General features: G+C 47.7%; 13 protein-coding genes. 6 read left to right on the top strand and 7 right to left on the bottom strand.

Annotated elements, in window-relative coordinates; genetic code table 11:
- Window positions 1–102: 102 nt before the first annotated feature.
- The 5 genes from FKN16_RS09905 (at window position 103) to FKN16_RS09925 (ending at window position 5120) form a co-directional block, all read left to right on the top strand.
- Window positions 103–477, top strand: a complete 375-nt coding sequence (locus tag FKN16_RS09905; RefSeq protein WP_012842485.1) for a MerR family DNA-binding transcriptional regulator — start codon at window positions 103–105, stop codon at window positions 475–477.
- Between the two features lie 66 nt (window positions 478–543).
- Complete coding sequence (locus tag FKN16_RS09910) at window positions 544–1713, top strand: isovaleryl-CoA dehydrogenase (protein ID WP_170902588.1); 1170 nt, start codon at window positions 544–546, stop codon at window positions 1711–1713.
- A gap of 25 nt (window positions 1714–1738) precedes the next feature.
- Entirely contained in the window at window positions 1739–3343 is a 1605-nt protein-coding gene (locus FKN16_RS09915) for a carboxyl transferase domain-containing protein (RefSeq protein ID WP_170902589.1), read from the top strand.
- Between the two features lie 29 nt (window positions 3344–3372).
- Entirely contained in the window at window positions 3373–4212 is an 840-nt protein-coding gene (locus tag FKN16_RS09920) for an enoyl-CoA hydratase-related protein (RefSeq protein ID WP_048625205.1), read from the top strand.
- Window positions 4212–5120: a hydroxymethylglutaryl-CoA lyase gene (locus tag FKN16_RS09925; RefSeq protein WP_170902692.1), complete on the top strand. Its 909-nt coding sequence runs from the start codon at window positions 4212–4214 to the stop codon at window positions 5118–5120. The genes FKN16_RS09920 and FKN16_RS09925 overlap by 1 nt, the downstream gene beginning before the upstream one ends.
- Window positions 5121–5128: 8 nt before the next feature.
- Here the strand turns inward: FKN16_RS09925 and FKN16_RS09930 are convergent, their stop codons facing one another.
- The 5 genes from FKN16_RS09930 to FKN16_RS09950 all read right to left on the bottom strand — a co-directional run bounded on the left by FKN16_RS09930 (window position 5129) and on the right by FKN16_RS09950 (window position 11732).
- A complete protein-coding gene (locus tag FKN16_RS09930; RefSeq protein WP_170902590.1) occupies window positions 5129–5680 on the bottom strand; it encodes a DUF2301 domain-containing membrane protein in 552 nt (183 codons plus the stop codon).
- A 40-nt stretch (window positions 5681–5720) separates the two neighbouring features.
- Window positions 5721–6599, bottom strand: coding sequence for a DMT family transporter (locus tag FKN16_RS09935; RefSeq protein ID WP_170902591.1), 879 nt, complete (start codon window positions 6597–6599; stop codon window positions 5721–5723).
- Between the two features lie 208 nt (window positions 6600–6807).
- A complete protein-coding gene (locus FKN16_RS09940; RefSeq protein ID WP_170902592.1) occupies window positions 6808–9855 on the bottom strand; it encodes an FAD-binding and (Fe-S)-binding domain-containing protein in 3048 nt (1015 codons plus the stop codon).
- A gap of 55 nt (window positions 9856–9910) precedes the next feature.
- On the bottom strand, window positions 9911–10780 hold the full coding sequence (locus FKN16_RS09945; RefSeq protein ID WP_170902593.1) for an amidohydrolase family protein: 870 nt from the start codon (window positions 10778–10780) through the stop codon (window positions 9911–9913).
- A 58-nt stretch (window positions 10781–10838) separates the two neighbouring features.
- Window positions 10839–11732, bottom strand: a complete 894-nt coding sequence (locus FKN16_RS09950; protein ID WP_005375755.1) for an alpha/beta hydrolase — start codon at window positions 11730–11732, stop codon at window positions 10839–10841.
- Window positions 11733–11886: 154 nt separating this feature from the next.
- On the opposite strand from FKN16_RS09950, the gene FKN16_RS09955 reads away from it, so the two are divergent.
- Window positions 11887–12843: a GlxA family transcriptional regulator gene (locus FKN16_RS09955; protein WP_170902594.1), complete on the top strand. Its 957-nt coding sequence runs from the start codon at window positions 11887–11889 to the stop codon at window positions 12841–12843.
- 28 nt (window positions 12844–12871) lie between these two features.
- On the opposite strand, the gene FKN16_RS09960 is transcribed toward FKN16_RS09955, so the two are convergent.
- The gene (locus tag FKN16_RS09960) at window positions 12872–14230 is read right to left on the bottom strand and encodes an MmgE/PrpD family protein (protein ID WP_170902595.1); all 1359 of its coding nucleotides are present in this window, start codon (window positions 14228–14230) and stop codon (window positions 12872–12874) included.
- Between the two features lie 17 nt (window positions 14231–14247).
- Window positions 14248–15084, bottom strand: coding sequence for a nitrilase-related carbon-nitrogen hydrolase (locus FKN16_RS09965; protein WP_170902596.1), 837 nt, complete (start codon window positions 15082–15084; stop codon window positions 14248–14250).
- Between the last annotated feature and the right edge of the window lie 4 nt (window positions 15085–15088).

A 15088-nucleotide genomic window follows, 5' to 3' on the forward strand; every position in this document is an offset into this window, starting at 1 on the left:
AAAACACACCAAGTAGGCGTTTATCTTTCAAAATTTGCGTTCGGCCTTTCCGTTGAAGGTTCGATTTCCAGAAACTGGATTTTTATTCGAGGTAAGTATGTTATGGAAAAATACAAGATCAGTGACCTCGCCAAGGAGTTTGATATTACCACTCGCAGTATCCGGTTTTATGAGGACGTAGGTCTGATTGAACCAGAGCGAAAAGGCAACATGCGCGTTTATCAACGCAGAGATAAAATTCGTCTCAAACTGATTTTAAGAGGGAAACGGCTCGGTTTTTCACTGGCGGAAATTCGTGAACTTTTCGAGCTCTATGACATGCAACAAACCGAAGGACAGTTATTGAAAATGCTCAATATCATTGAAGAGAAACAAGCCGTCCTACAACAGCAACTCAATGACATCAGCGTCGTAATGGCAGAGTTGAATGCCGCTAAAGAACGCTGTATTCAAACACTCAAAAGCAAAGAGACATAACCGCTATACTCAAATAGCGACACTGCAATCGGCTTTTCCACCTTACCTCTGATATCGGGAGACGTTATGAAAAGCACCTACGCCCCACTCAATTTCGGACTTGGTGATACCATCGATATGCTCCGAGACCACGTTAATGCCTTTTCTACGGAACATATTGCTCCCATCGCCGCAGATATAGACCGCGATAACCAGTTTCCGAACCATTTGTGGCCTTTGTTTGGAGAAATGGGGCTGCTCGGTGTCACCGTCGATGAAGAACTTGGTGGTGCAGGCATGGGATACCTTGCTCACGTTGTGGCGATGGAAGAGATCAGCCGAGCCTCTGCCTCCGTCGCTTTAAGCTACGGCGCTCATTCCAATCTGTGCGTCAATCAGATTTTTCGCAATGGCACGCCTTCTCAACGCAAGAAATACCTTCCCAAACTCATCGATGGTACGCACGTTGGCGCCCTAGCTATGAGTGAGCCCAATGCCGGTTCAGACGTGATAAGCATGCAACTGAAAGCGGAGAACAAGGGCGACCATTTTGTACTGAATGGCAACAAAATGTGGATCACCAACGGTCCCGACGCTGACATAGTGGTGCTTTACGCTAAAACGGATGTCAATGCAGGTTCACGAGGTATTACCGCATTCATTGTTGAACGCAACGTCGAAGGTTTCAGCCATGCTCAAAAGCTGGACAAACTAGGCATGAGGGGCTCGAACACTTGCGAACTTGTGTTTAACAATTGCGTAGTGCCGAAAGAGAATATTCTTGGCGAGCTGAATCAAGGCGTCGAGGTGTTAATGAGTGGACTAGATTACGAGCGCGTCGTCCTCGCTGCCGGACCACTCGGGATAATGCAAGCTTGCATGGACATTGTGGTCCCGTACGTACATGAACGAGAGCAGTTTGGAAAATCCATTGGCGAGTTTCAGTTAGTTCAGGGCAAGATCGCCGATATGTATTCTCGAATGAGTGCAGCAAAAGCGTATGTATATACCGTCGCAGCGGCTTGTGATCGAGGTAACGCAACACGCAAAGATGCCGCAGGAGCGATTCTGTACAGTGCAGAACTCGCCACACAAATGGCACTTGATGCAATACAGTTGCTCGGTGGGAATGGCTACATCAATGAATACCCTGCTGGTCGTTTGCTACGTGATGCAAAGCTTTATGAAATCGGCGCGGGTACCTCAGAGATTCGCCGCATGTTAATAGGCCGAGAACTGTTCGAAGAATCTCGCTAAAGGAACATACGACAAGGAAGTCATTATGGCCATTATCAAAAGTAAAACTAAGCCAACTGACGAGTTATTTCTTTCCAATAAAGCTGCGATGGAAACGTTGGTCACTCAACTGAATCAACATATCGAGACCATCAAACAAGGAGGCGGTGAAAAAGCCATTCAGCACCAGAGGCAAAAAGGAAAACTCCCCGCACGAGAACGCATCGCGCGCTTGCTTGATGACAACACTGATTTTCTTGAAATTAGCCAGTTTGCCGCCTGGCAAGTGTATGACGAATCCATCCCCTGCGCTGGCGTTATCGCCGGCATTGGTTTCATAGCGGGGATTCAATGTATGGTCATCGCCAACGATGCTTCGGTAAAAGGCGGAACCTACTACCCACTCACGGTAAAAAAACACCTTAGAGCGCAAGAGATAGCCCAACGTTGCCAACTCCCCTGCGTATACTTGGTGGACTCCGGTGGCGCAAATCTCCCTCATCAGTCCGACGTCTTCCCCGACAAAGAACACTTTGGTCGCATTTTCTTTAACCAAGCGAGGATGTCAGCAAAAGGCATCCCTCAGGTTGCTGTTGTGATGGGGCTTTGCACTGCTGGGGGCGCATATGTTCCTGCCATGGCGGATGTGTCCATTATGGTCAAAGAGCAAGGCACCATATTTTTGGCGGGACCGCCTCTGGTGAAAGCGGCCACTGGCGAAGTCGTGACGGGTGAAGAGCTCGGCGGTGCAGACGTGCATTGTCGTAAATCTGGTGTTGCTGATTATTACGCTGAAAATGATGAGCATGCCCTAATGCTTGCCCGAGAAGCCATTGCCAATGCCAATAGAGCGAAACCGATTAAGCCGGAAAACACCGTGCTACCTCCCCGCTACGATGCTGAAGAAATCTACGGAATCGTGAATGCCAACTTACGACTATCATTCGACGTCCGAGAAATCATCGCCCGCATCGTCGATGATTCTGATTTTGACGAATTCAAAGCCTTGTACGGCAGAACGTTAGTGTGTGGCTTTGCTCGCATTCACGGACACTTGATCGGCATTGTGGCAAACAACGGCATCTTGTTTTCTGAATCGGCACAAAAAGGCGCGCACTTTATTGAACTTTGCGCCAAACGGAAAATACCGCTTCTCTTTCTCCAAAACATTACCGGATTTATGGTCGGGAAAAAGGTGGAAGAAGAAGGCATCGCAAAACATGGCGCCAAGCTGGTGATGGCCGTCGCTTGTGCTGACGTACCAAAGTTTACCGTAATCATCGGTGGGTCGTACGGCGCTGGCAATTATGGCATGTGCGGCCGAGCTTATGATCCAACCATGATGTGGATGTGGCCGAACGCTCGTATTTCTGTGATGGGCGGAGAACAAGCGGCAGGCGTCTTAACACAAGTTCGAAAAGACGCGAAGGAACGCCAGGGAGAAGCGTGGTCAGAGCAAGAAGAACACACTTTTAGAGAATCGATCATAGACTTGTATGAAACACAAGGACATCCCTATTTTGCGAGCGCTCGGCTATGGGATGACGGAATTATTGACCCCAAACAAACGCGTCAGGTGTTGAGTCATGCGCTAACGGCAGCATTAAATGCCCCCATTCCTGATAGCGAGTTTGGCGTCTTCAGAATGTAAATATCCAGAGATAAATTAAGGAAGTAAGTATGCAGGAAATGCAACCAAGCATTATTCCCAACGCCCAAAGACAAGATGACGTTCTTTGGCATGTCGATGACAATGGCGTAGCGACCATCACTCTAAACAGAACAGCCAAGCACAATGCTTTTGATGCTTGTACGATCGACTTGCTGATCCACCGCCTAGATTATCTCGCTTTACGAACGGATGTGCGATGCTTGGTATTAAAAAGTAACGGCAAGCACTTTTCATCCGGGGCCGACCTGAATTGGATGCAGTCGATGGCCGACAGCACGAGGCAAGATAATTTCGTTGATGCCCAAAACTTGGCAAGACTCATGGAAACACTAGATTCGTTCCCTCAACCCACCATCGCGGTTGTACAAGGCTCCGCTTATGGCGGCGCGCTGGGATTGATTTGTTGCAGTGATATCGCCATCGCGAGCCAATGTGCCAACTTTTGCTTAAGTGAAGTTAAGCTTGGTTTAGTTCCGGCAACCATTGCACCCTACGTCATGCGCGCGATGGGGAATCGACAAGCTAGACGTTATATTTTAAGTGGTGAAGTCATTTCAGCCGAGGATGCCGAACGGTTTGGTATTGTGCACGAAGTAAAAGAAGCCAAACAACTTGAAAATGCGGTCGATAGCGTGATCAAGACGTTACTACTTAATAGCCCAGATGCGATGCGTAAAGCGAAAACGCTCTGTCACCAATGTCATCAAAACCCCATCGATCAACAACTGATTCACTATACCAGCAAGCTCATTGCGGACATTAGGGTATCGCCACAAGGCCAAGATGGCTTGCAAGCGTTTCTTGAAAAACGAAGCCCAAGTTGGGTAACCAAATCACAGGACAAGTAATGCTGCCTTCCAAAGTAAATATTGTCGAAGTAGGTCCACGAGATGGGTTGCAAAATGAATCTCCTGTTGCGACCCAGACTAAAATCCGGTTGATCAACTTACTCTCTGATACTGGGCTAACGCATATTGAGGCGGGCTCTTTTGTTTCGCCCAAATGGGTGCCACAAATGGCGGACTCAACAGAGGTCATGAAAGCAATAACAAGGCGAAATCATGTTACTTATTCTGCCCTGACACCAAACCTAAAAGGCTTCGAACAAGCCTTGGAGGCTGGTGCCAATCAGGTCGCAATTTTCACTTCATCATCAGAAGGATTCTGCCAACACAATATCAATTGCTCGATTGCAGAAAGTTTAACTCGCTTCGAGCCTGTAATGCGATTAGCCACCAAACACGGCATCCCTGTTCGAGGTTATCTATCCTGCGTTGCCGATTGCCCTTATGACGGTCCGACGGCCCCTAAACAGGTGGCGAGCGTGACCAAATCCCTCATCGATTTAGGGTGCTATGAGGTGTCTCTAGGTGACACCATCGGCACAGGCACGCCAAATCGAATTGCAGCCATGCTGGAAGCCGTCATGTTGGTTACACCTCTCCCCATGCTTGCTGTCCATTTCCACGATACATGGGGACAAGCGCTCGCCAATATTCATCAAGCATTAAGTATGGGCATCAATACCATCGACAGTAGTGTAGCTGGGCTAGGTGGATGCCCATACGCTCATGGGGCCTCGGGGAATGTCGCGACGGAGGATGTACTGTATTTATGCCAAGGATTAGGGATCGAAACGGGGATCGACTTGGAGCTGTTAGCAAAAGCTGGCTGGATGATCAGCGAAGAGCTTAATCGAGAACCCACGTCAAAAGTATCGCTAGCTTTGCGTAACCGTATGACATCTCTAACATAAGACGTTTATTAAACCTCGTAGTTTGCTTTAATACCAATATCAAAATGAAGTGGCATCCGCCACTTTGATATAGACAGGAAACCCATAATTAAGCCAGACAACACTGTTGCAATATTCGCTACCGTCAGTATTTCGAAACAAAACGCAAAGGTTGCGATGGCAAGTAGCACTGGCACCGCTTTCAAGCCTGGAACTTTAAAACAAAAGGACTCTTTCAGCGCCACACCGGAAAAAGTGACAAAGACAAAACCAAGAGAAAGCCACACGCGGGATAAGTCTGGATCGCTCACCATGAAGAGCAGTCCCACCCAAGTTGACCAGCTGATGACAGTACGCACAGTTTTACTGTAAACATGGATATTTGCTGCAGTTAATGCACCTGCAATGGCGATGAGCAGCAACACATTTCGATCATAAAATGCCGAACCTTCAATAAGGTGCAAACCCGATATCGTCATCGCGATAAGTCCAAAGGCAAATACGCTAATTCCTAAACGGTATAAACAGACACTTAAAATATCTAAAAAGTCTAGTGATTCCTGATGCTCAGTATTGGCCATGCTTCACTCCTAAATTGTTCCCTACCCACATTTCTTGAAGCTACCTAGGGATAGACAAACGAAATCGACCGCCAGTACGATAAATAATAAGAGAAAATAAGATAAGCACACAGCCAACTAGCTTATTTGCCGTTAGCACTTCGCCATACCACAGCACGCTTAGAATGACGGTCCAAACTGGCTCTAATATCATGATCAAGGCAGCATTACCTGCCTGAACAAATTTTTGCCCCATGGTTTGCATTACGTAACGCAAGCTCGTCGCTAGCAAAGTGCTCAACGCGAACCACCACCAAATGGAGGAGTCAACCTCTGCCGGAAAAGACTCCATAAAGAAAGAAACCAACAAACCTAAACAACCAGCAGAAAAAAGCTGCACGCAAGTAAGCAGCAACACAGGCAATTTTTGAGAATATTTACTGTTCACATTAAAATGAAGCGCCAGAACCAGTGCCGCCCCAAGAAACCAAAATTGACTGGCCGATTGCTTCCAGCCGCCAACTAAAGAGAGACAGGCTAGACCTAATACCGCGATAGGCAAAGAAAGCCAGAAAATTCGTTGTGGTCGTTTACGAAACATAACCCACGCAACAATCGGCACAAATAGCATGGAGAGACTCATGATAAATGCGCCTTCCCCGAGCGTGTCGCTGATGGAGATGGCGTAAATCCATGTCATAACGGCACTACCTAACAGTAGCCCGACACCACCAGCAGAAAGCACATCTCTCAAATTCGCTTTCAACAAAGGTCGATAGCACAACGGCAGCAGGCAGAGTGATGCAATAGTAAATCGCGCCCCGATAAAGCCGAAAGGTGGTAAACCCTGTATTGTTTCCTTAGAAAAGATCCAACCAAGTGCCGCGATCATCGTTGTCGCAACCAGAATAACCGTCGCTTTGCGTTCTGAGTTAAACATAAGTACTCACAAAATATGGAACACAGTATCGCAGCAAGGGAAGTTTGCTGCGCTGTTGTATCAATTTGAAAGGAGTTTCTGTCGAGCGGAAGTGAAAGCCCGACTCTCTCCTATGTTGTTAAGCAGATTGAAGTTCTGCGGTCGGATACATTAAAGGCAGGCAAAGTCTTAAGGCAAGCGTTTTCGTATACTAAATTGCCTAAGCATCTTATGCATTAAACAAACTGGCTAAAACTTGGACCGGATGTCGAACTACCTCCCCTTCAAAACGCTTAACTTGACTGCGACAGGAATACCCCGTGGCTAACACACGCTCAGTGGGCAGGTTCTTTATATTCGGTTTCCAACTCAGCTGATAAATAGCTTCAGACGTACTTTTCTTATCCACTTCATGGCCGAATGTCCCTGCCATACCGCAACATCCCGTAGGTATCACATGCAGCTTTAAACCAAAGTGATAAAAAATAGACTGCCAAGATTTCTCAGTCAGCGGTATTTTTGTCTTTTCTGTGCAATGCGCCATCAAATACCAAGGCTCTTCATCTGATGTGCTTACAGCTGGCCATTCATCGAGTGTATCCACCAGCCATTCATGAGCCGTATAAACTGTAAATTCGCCTCGCTTTTCTTTTAGAACCTGATGGTATTCATCACGATAACAAAGCACTAAGGCTGCATCGATACCGATCATAGGAATTTCAAGATCAGCAACTTGGTTGAGAAAGTCCGAGGTGTTTTGTGCATTTCTGGCGAATTTCTTAAGGAAACCTTTTACATGTTGAGCTTTCCCATTAGGTTTGAAAGGCAGAACAACAGGGTGTTTCCCTAACCGCTGCAATAACTGAATAAAGTCCGCAACCAACTCGGCTTCATAAAAGCTGGTAAATGGATCTTGAACAATCAAGACGTAATTTTGCTTCACTTCTGGGGAAAGCGATTCTAGATACGCAAAGTCGAACGGGCTCACTCCAAGTGCCTGACATCGACTTTGCAACGTAGGGATCGATAGCACTGGCGAATCAACAAAACCGATGGATGTCTCTAATACTTGCGTAACAGGCCTACTAGATGCAATTTGATTAACCAGCTTGGGAGCTTTTGCCATAATCGGCAACAGTTGCTCAATATTCGACACCAGATAGTCGCGCAGCGGTCTGCGATAACGAGAGTGATAGAGGTTTAAAAAACGCGCTCTAAAATCAGGTACATCAACTTTAACAGGGCACTGACTCGCACACGCTTTGCACGCTAGACAACCGCTCATCACCTCATAAACTTCATGCGATAGGTCATCAGATGCGGGGCGAGATATCAGTTGACTCAGCTTCTGAGCCAAAAGCTTAACCGATAACGTTTGATTGAGAAGTTGCTGTTCGTTAGCGAGCAAATCGAAGCCACTGTCATTAAGACGACGCAGCCATTCACGCATTATCCCTGCCCTCCCTTTCGGAGAGTGGCGACGATCGGCTGTTACTTTAAATGATGGACACATTGGGCTATCAGCATCGTAATTAAAACACAGCCCATTGCCATTGCAAGACAGCACGGGCTTAAGCGACTCTCGGACTTCTACGGGGATCTGACGATCATAGTAGCCACGCTTAGTCGCTGTGACTTTTACCATTTCAGCGTCGCTATTCAGTGGCGTGCAAATCTTGCCCGGGTTCATTTTATTGTCGGGGTCAAACGCCGCTTTAATACGCCTTAATTCAATAAAGAGCTCATCACCAAAGAAGGCAGGTCCATATTCTGAACGATATCCTTTACCGTGCTCTCCCCACATTAAACCATTGTATTTTGCCACCAGCGCGACCACATCATCGGATAGTTGATGCATCAACGCTTCTTGCCCAAGGTCACACATATCGAGCGCCGGACGCACGTGAAGGACGCCAGCATCCACATGCCCAAACATGCCATAATGCAGGTTATTGCTGTCTAGCAACGTACGAAATTCCGCGATAAAGTCCGCCAAATTTTCAGGCGGCACACAAGTATCTTCCGCGAATGCAATCGGCTTTGCCTGACCTTTGGTCGCGCCAAGCAGCCCAACCGCTTTCTTGCGCATGCCATAAATAGCCTGGATGTCTTGGGGTTCGCGACAGACTTGATAACCGATGATACCACTGCGTCGGTGAGCCATTTCTTTATCGAGAATTGAAAGTAAACGTTCAACTTTATCCTCAATATCATCGTCGTGACTGCCTGCGAACTCGACAAAGTTAATCCCTTGCATCTCTTTGCCCCGCACATCTGAGATCGCGTGTTTTACCGAGTGCCAGACAATGTCTTCTCTTGCAAGATTGAGCACCTTTGCATCAACCGTCTCTACCGATAGCGCCTCTGCTTCGACCATCAAGGGAGCATTTCGCAATGCAGAATCAAAGCTATCGTATTTAACGTTCACTAACCGTCGCGTGGTAGGTATTCGCGTAAGATTGAGCTTGGCTTCAGTGATAAAAGCTAACGTGCCTTCAGAGCCACATAATATTCTCGTGACGTCAAACTCTTCACTCTTGTCGTTGATGGCGTTTTTTAGGTCATAACCAGTAAGAAATCGATTCAGAGGAGGAAACTTATCCAGAATCTGTTGACGCTTGTCTCGACAAACTTCCTCCGTAATTTTTAACGCTCGCGATACTGCATCACTGTTTAACCATTTGTTTTGTTGAATTGCTTCGGTATCGATTACCGAACCATCCGCCAATATGGCTTTGAGCGCCAACACATGATCCGAGGTTTTACCATATTGCAAAGAGCCTTGGCCTGATGCATCGGTATTAATCATCCCACCTAATGTTGCGCGGTTGCTGGTCGACAGATCTGGCGAGAAGAAATAACCATAAGGGCGAACGATGTCGTTGAGTTGATCTTTGACTATCCCTGTTTCCACTCTCACCCAGCCTTCCTGCTCGTTAATCTCTAACACTCGATTCATGTAGCGAGACAGGTCAACCACAATCCCCGAGTTCAATGATTGTCCGTTGGTGCCCGTTCCGCCTCCTCTGGGCGAAAAGGTCAGGTGCTTAAATTCATCACGTGCACTGACTTTGCCAAGTATTACCACATCATGATGGTTGGCAGGAAAGACGACCGACAAAGGAAGTTGCTGGTAGACGCTGTTGTCAGTCGCCATACTCAATCGAGTGGTATAACGAGCATCAGTATCCCCCTTGAAACCAAGCTGTTTAAGGGTGTTAAAGAACTTGATAACCAAAGGATCAGAGTAAACCTGTAGCGGAAGTGCAGGAAGCATAATTTGAATCGGTGCCTTACGGTTGTCTTTTTAGGTTCGTAACATGAATGCGGAGTTAAAAGTGGTAGAGGCGCTTGGGGTTATCGACCAGAATCTTGCCAAACAGTGTCGTATCTTGCGTCCAGTGCCACAAGGTATCTAATAGCTGGCCATCATTTGGCATCTCAGCAGCAAAACATGGATGAGGCCAATCCGAGCCCCAGACGCATTGCTCTTCATTCGCTTCTAACAAAGCTTGAGCAAACGAAGAAACGTCATCATAAGGCGGTGATTGAAGCGACAAACGATACGGCGCCGACAATTTTGTCCACACTTTCCCTTCGGCCTTAAGCTTCAATAAGGTTTGAAAACCAGGATGAGAAATAAGCTTGTTTGTTGGCATATGTCCAAGATGATCAATCACTACGGGCACGGGTAAAGCCCTTAATCGCTGATATAAGTCATCAAACTGCGAAACATCAATTAAGCATTGAAGGTGCCAGTGTCGCTCTGCAAGGCGAGCCGCTAAACGTTCAACATCTCGCCACTCAATACCACCTTTAAACAGCAAATTCATCCGCACCCCACAAAATCCGGCTTCTTGTAGCTCATCCAGCGTTTGCTCGGAAACATCCGCATCCACGACCGCGACGCCTTTGTAGTCGTAACCTTGCTGGCGTAAATACCGTAATGTATCAAGATGCAACTGGTTGTCATTGCCATACACACTCGGCTGAACCAGCACGCCATGACGGATGCCTAATTGCTGGTGCAAATGCAGGTACGCGCCAACGCTGGCATCGGGTGGCGTGTAGGTTCGCGTTTCACAGTACGGATAACGTGAAGAAAAAACGTGGGCGTGACAATCAACCGCGCCTTCAGGAATCGCGATTGTTGGTTTATGTACAAATGGGTCCGCCGCTTCACAAAATGGAATTATGCTCATCAAAAATCATCCTGTCAGAAAGGTAGAGGTGCCATCAACGAGAGCACCTCTTGAAGACTCAACTGAAGTTCTCACTCAACCAGTTTGCGATCACGCCAGAGAACTGAATAAACTTAGGATCGTCGTCCAACATCCACTCGGTGTGACCACCTTCCGGCAGTAAGAATAGAGATTTCGGCCCAGGGTATTTCGCGTACAGCGACTTTGCTTCGGTCACTGGGTGAAGGTCGTTTTCTGCACCGTGCGCAATCAAGATTGGCGCGTCTGCAAATCGCTCATCCAGTAGAGCTTCCGGTTTGAAATTGATGAGAGAATCCGCAAAATCCAGATCAGATGTCACGCCGTAGCCCGGCGCTTTGACCAGTTCAGTGAATACATATTCGCGGCTTACTGGATCAAGCGGGTAGATTTCAAATGGATCAATCCCCTGCTTTTCTCCACCAAGAGCAAGACGTGTACGCTCTTCTAACATAAATTGACGGAACGCTTTCCAGCCGTGCTCGCCACGTTGAGCAACCTGAACACGTACCGCATCATAAAAGCCGTTCATGGAGATAAGGCCATCAATCGCATCTTGGCAAACTCGGTAAGCATCAAGAATTAATCCCCCCGCCATGCCCCAGCCAGCCAGTACGACTTTGCGGCCTTCCTCGTCAGCGCGCTGTTTCACAACCGCAACCGCGTTCGCGATGTCGCGTACTTGTTCATCCAAAATAACTCGCTCACGAATGCCCTCAGATTCACCAAAGCCACGGTAGTCAAATCCGAATACCGTAAAGCCCTTCGCAGTTAAGGCTCTCGCGTAACGCTCTGGGTGAATATTTTTTTGCCCAGTAAAGCCTGAGCAGACAATAACGATCGGTAAGTCTGGGTTGTTAACGTTCTCGTCAGTAAAGAAAGCGCCATCAAGGCGTAGACCATCACTAATTACTGGGGCTTTTTGTTCAATCATAATTATCTCGTCCAAATGAATGTGTATGCTCGACAAAGAAGTCCTTGTCTTAAGTCACATCATGTTCGAATTTTGATAGCAATAATTTAACAATTGCGACATTCTTATCCAGAAATACGACATAGATGAACTGCCCACTTGGTGACCACAGAGAATGAAAACGACACACACGTATCGCATTGGTTTTTTCCTTATTCCTGATTTTTCGATGCTCTCTTTTTCGGCGGTTATCGAACCTCTTCGAATGGCCAACCGCCTCGCTGGTTGCGATTTGTATCAGTGGGATATTTATGGATTCGAAGATAAAGAAGTATCGGCCAGTAATGGCGTTTCATTCTCGCCAACACAGTCAGTCAACAACATTGCTCATTTAGACTTGCTGCTGGTTGTAGCAGGTATTGGCGCACACGTTGCTGCTGCGAGTGGCTCGATGAATCAGTGGTTAAAGCAAGCGCTTCGTCAAGGCATCGCCGTGGGCTCGACTTCGACAGGCAGCGTGTTGCTAGCAAAAGCTGGCCTGTTAAAAAACAAAACGTGTACCGTGCATTGGGAGTCCGCCAACAGCCTGGCAGAGGAGTTTCCAAACATTAACGTGACCAGTGAGTTGTACGAATTCGACCCACGCACACCAACTTGTTCGGGCGGCTTAGCCGGTTTGGATATGATGCTTCATTTAATTACAAACCAACATGGGAGCGACTTGGCGAATCAAGTGGCTGAGCAATGCATTCACCCTGCGATTCGACCAGCGCATGATAAACAGCGGATGTCGTTAATTCGTAAGCACAACATCCGCCACCCGCGCCTGCTCGACGCTGTAGAGATCATGGAAGCCAACATGGAAGAGCCGCTAAAGTGCTATGAAATTGGCGAACAAGTAGGATTATCGGTCAGGCAGATGGAAAGATTATTTTTGCAATACTTGCAAGACAAACCAGGTAATTATTACCTTCAATTGCGCTTAGAACGAGCTCAACATTTGTTGTTGCAAACCATGCTGTCCATTACTCAAATCAGCACCGCTTGTGGGTTCAGTTCTACATCGTATTTTGCGCGCTGCTACAAAAAACGCTATGAAAAAACGCCGCGTGAAGAGCGACGTTTAGCTTAAGGTTGAGTAAAAGAAAAGAAATTCGATCTCATCGTGATGTGTCAGGCGACGTGTCAGACGGCTTATCGGACAACGTGCCTTGGTAAAGCAGTGATAGCCAAGCAAGCACCTGCTCTTTACTGGCTTTATCAAGTTGCAAACAGCCCTCTTCTATCGCTGACACGCGCGAAGCGGACAATTCTTTCTCTGCCAAAGTGCGAAACTTACCTTGCATCTCGTCTCGACTGAGAGGATTTTCAGGATTACCTCGCGCAATACAGGGAGGCGAAGTCAGTTTGTCGCCATTTTTCAACGTCACCACGACATGCGCCCAGCGTTCGGCTGGAAACTTATCATTGTAAGCAGGCTCTTCAATTAACTTCATCCGCTCCGTAATTGCCAAGCGAGCAGGATCTTTCAGTCCTTTGGTAACGGCTTCTACCGTGACCGTATTATCCATGACCACACTCGCGACTGAAAATGGCAAACTGTACTGAGCCTGCTCGGTTGTCTCAGGGCGCTTGGTATGCAGGCACACCGCCTGGTGAAAGCTGTGAACTTCGATAAGTTCAATCTCATCAGGTTCTAGTTTATTTTCTTGTTGCAGCGCTCTCACTGCTTCAACCGCGGGTTGAGCCCAACGACAAACCGGATACGGTTTAAAGTATTGCTCCAGAATATACCAGCGCTGCCCTAAATCTGCCCACAAAGCGTGAGTTTGTTGGTCCAGCAGAGTCACGGCTGGCGCGCCAGTAAATCCTTCTTCTGCCAGCTCTGCACTGGCAAAGCCCGCCATCGCTCCCCAGCCAGAGCCGTCTTTGAGCATGGTTGGATGTTCAATACAACGCATCATTTGGCTGCGGGGACCATAAAACTCAGCAATGCCGAGCGCATGCTCTGTTTGTGCCTCCGTTAATTCTTTTCTTCTTGCAGACACCGCAGCGACGCCCAGCACATTCCAAGCACCAGAAGTATGGTAGTCACAAGCGGTTTGATGCAGCGCGATTCCGGCGCGAGTTGCTATTTCGTAGCCAATGACGAGGGACGTTAATAACTCTTCTCCCGTAATTGCTGACTCATGCATACTGGCGAGCAGCCCCGGCAAAACAGCGACGCCAACATGGCCTTTCGTCAGGACTTGGCCGTCGTGCGCGTCCATACTGTCAATCAACATGCCGCCATATAGAGTTGCCCCACAACCACTGGCCGTGTGATCAGAAAACAGCATCGGCGTATCACCGGCAAACTGCTTCTGCGCGAGTTTGGCTACCATGTTTTGCAGCTGCGTCGCTTTACCAGCTGCGGCGACACCTAACAAATCCAAGACGCAATATTTCGCTTGTTCAATAACGTCAGCAGGAAGCTGTTCAAAGGTTAATTCGTGAATAAATCGATGAATAGATTGCATCGTCTACTGCTCCAGTTTTAGCGTTTTGCCTTCGACAATAGTGTTGTGATCAATGGTGTATTGCTGTCTCGCATGGTAGGCAGCTCGAATCTGGCTTTATCAATATCGTCCAATGACAAGGTTGCAGTTATCAAGGTTTCACCGTCTTCTGCCTGCGCCAATAGCTCACCCGTTGCAGACAAAATACAGCTTCCTCCCCAAAACCACGCTTCGCCCTCTGGCCCGTAACGGTTGGCCATCAAAACTGGAGTTCCGTAGAGCACCGCATAAAATTTAACGTTAACTAACCAGTTGTCTTCATTGGAAAAATCTTTACTGACAATACTGCTGGCCGAATTGATCGGCGCGAGCAAGATTTCAGGCTTATCGAGTAGCGCGCAATGAACCAAAGGTGGATTCCATAAATCGGCACAAATTAAAACCGAGCCTCGCCAATTATCATCAAGAGAAACGCTGGTGGTTGCGTCTCCCGAATGAAACCACTTGCCCTCTTCAAGCCCACCATAGGTTGGTAAATTGATTTTGCGATGCACAGCAACCACCGTACCACCGAGCAACCAAGCCATCGCGTTGTAGTATTCTCCCGGAGCGGCCTGTTCCACAAAGCCGACAATCACGGACATGTGCGGTGCAAGTTGCGCAAGCTCTTTAAGCCGAGCATCATCACGCTTCATGGCAACTTCACGCACAGAAGATTGGAGCTGGTATCCGGTCAAGGAGAGTTCAGGAAACAGCAATAGCTGCGACCCCAACGCCGCAGCTTGCTTTATGTAATCCTGATGAGTATTCAGATTGGCATTCACATCGCCTAACTGGGCGTTGATTTGGGCCACACTGACTTGCAGGATAATCATGGTA

Origin of the sequence: Vibrio sp. 11-4(1) (assembly GCF_013048625.1) — a bacterium.
GTDB lineage: Bacteria > Pseudomonadota > Gammaproteobacteria > Enterobacterales > Vibrionaceae > Vibrio > Vibrio diabolicus.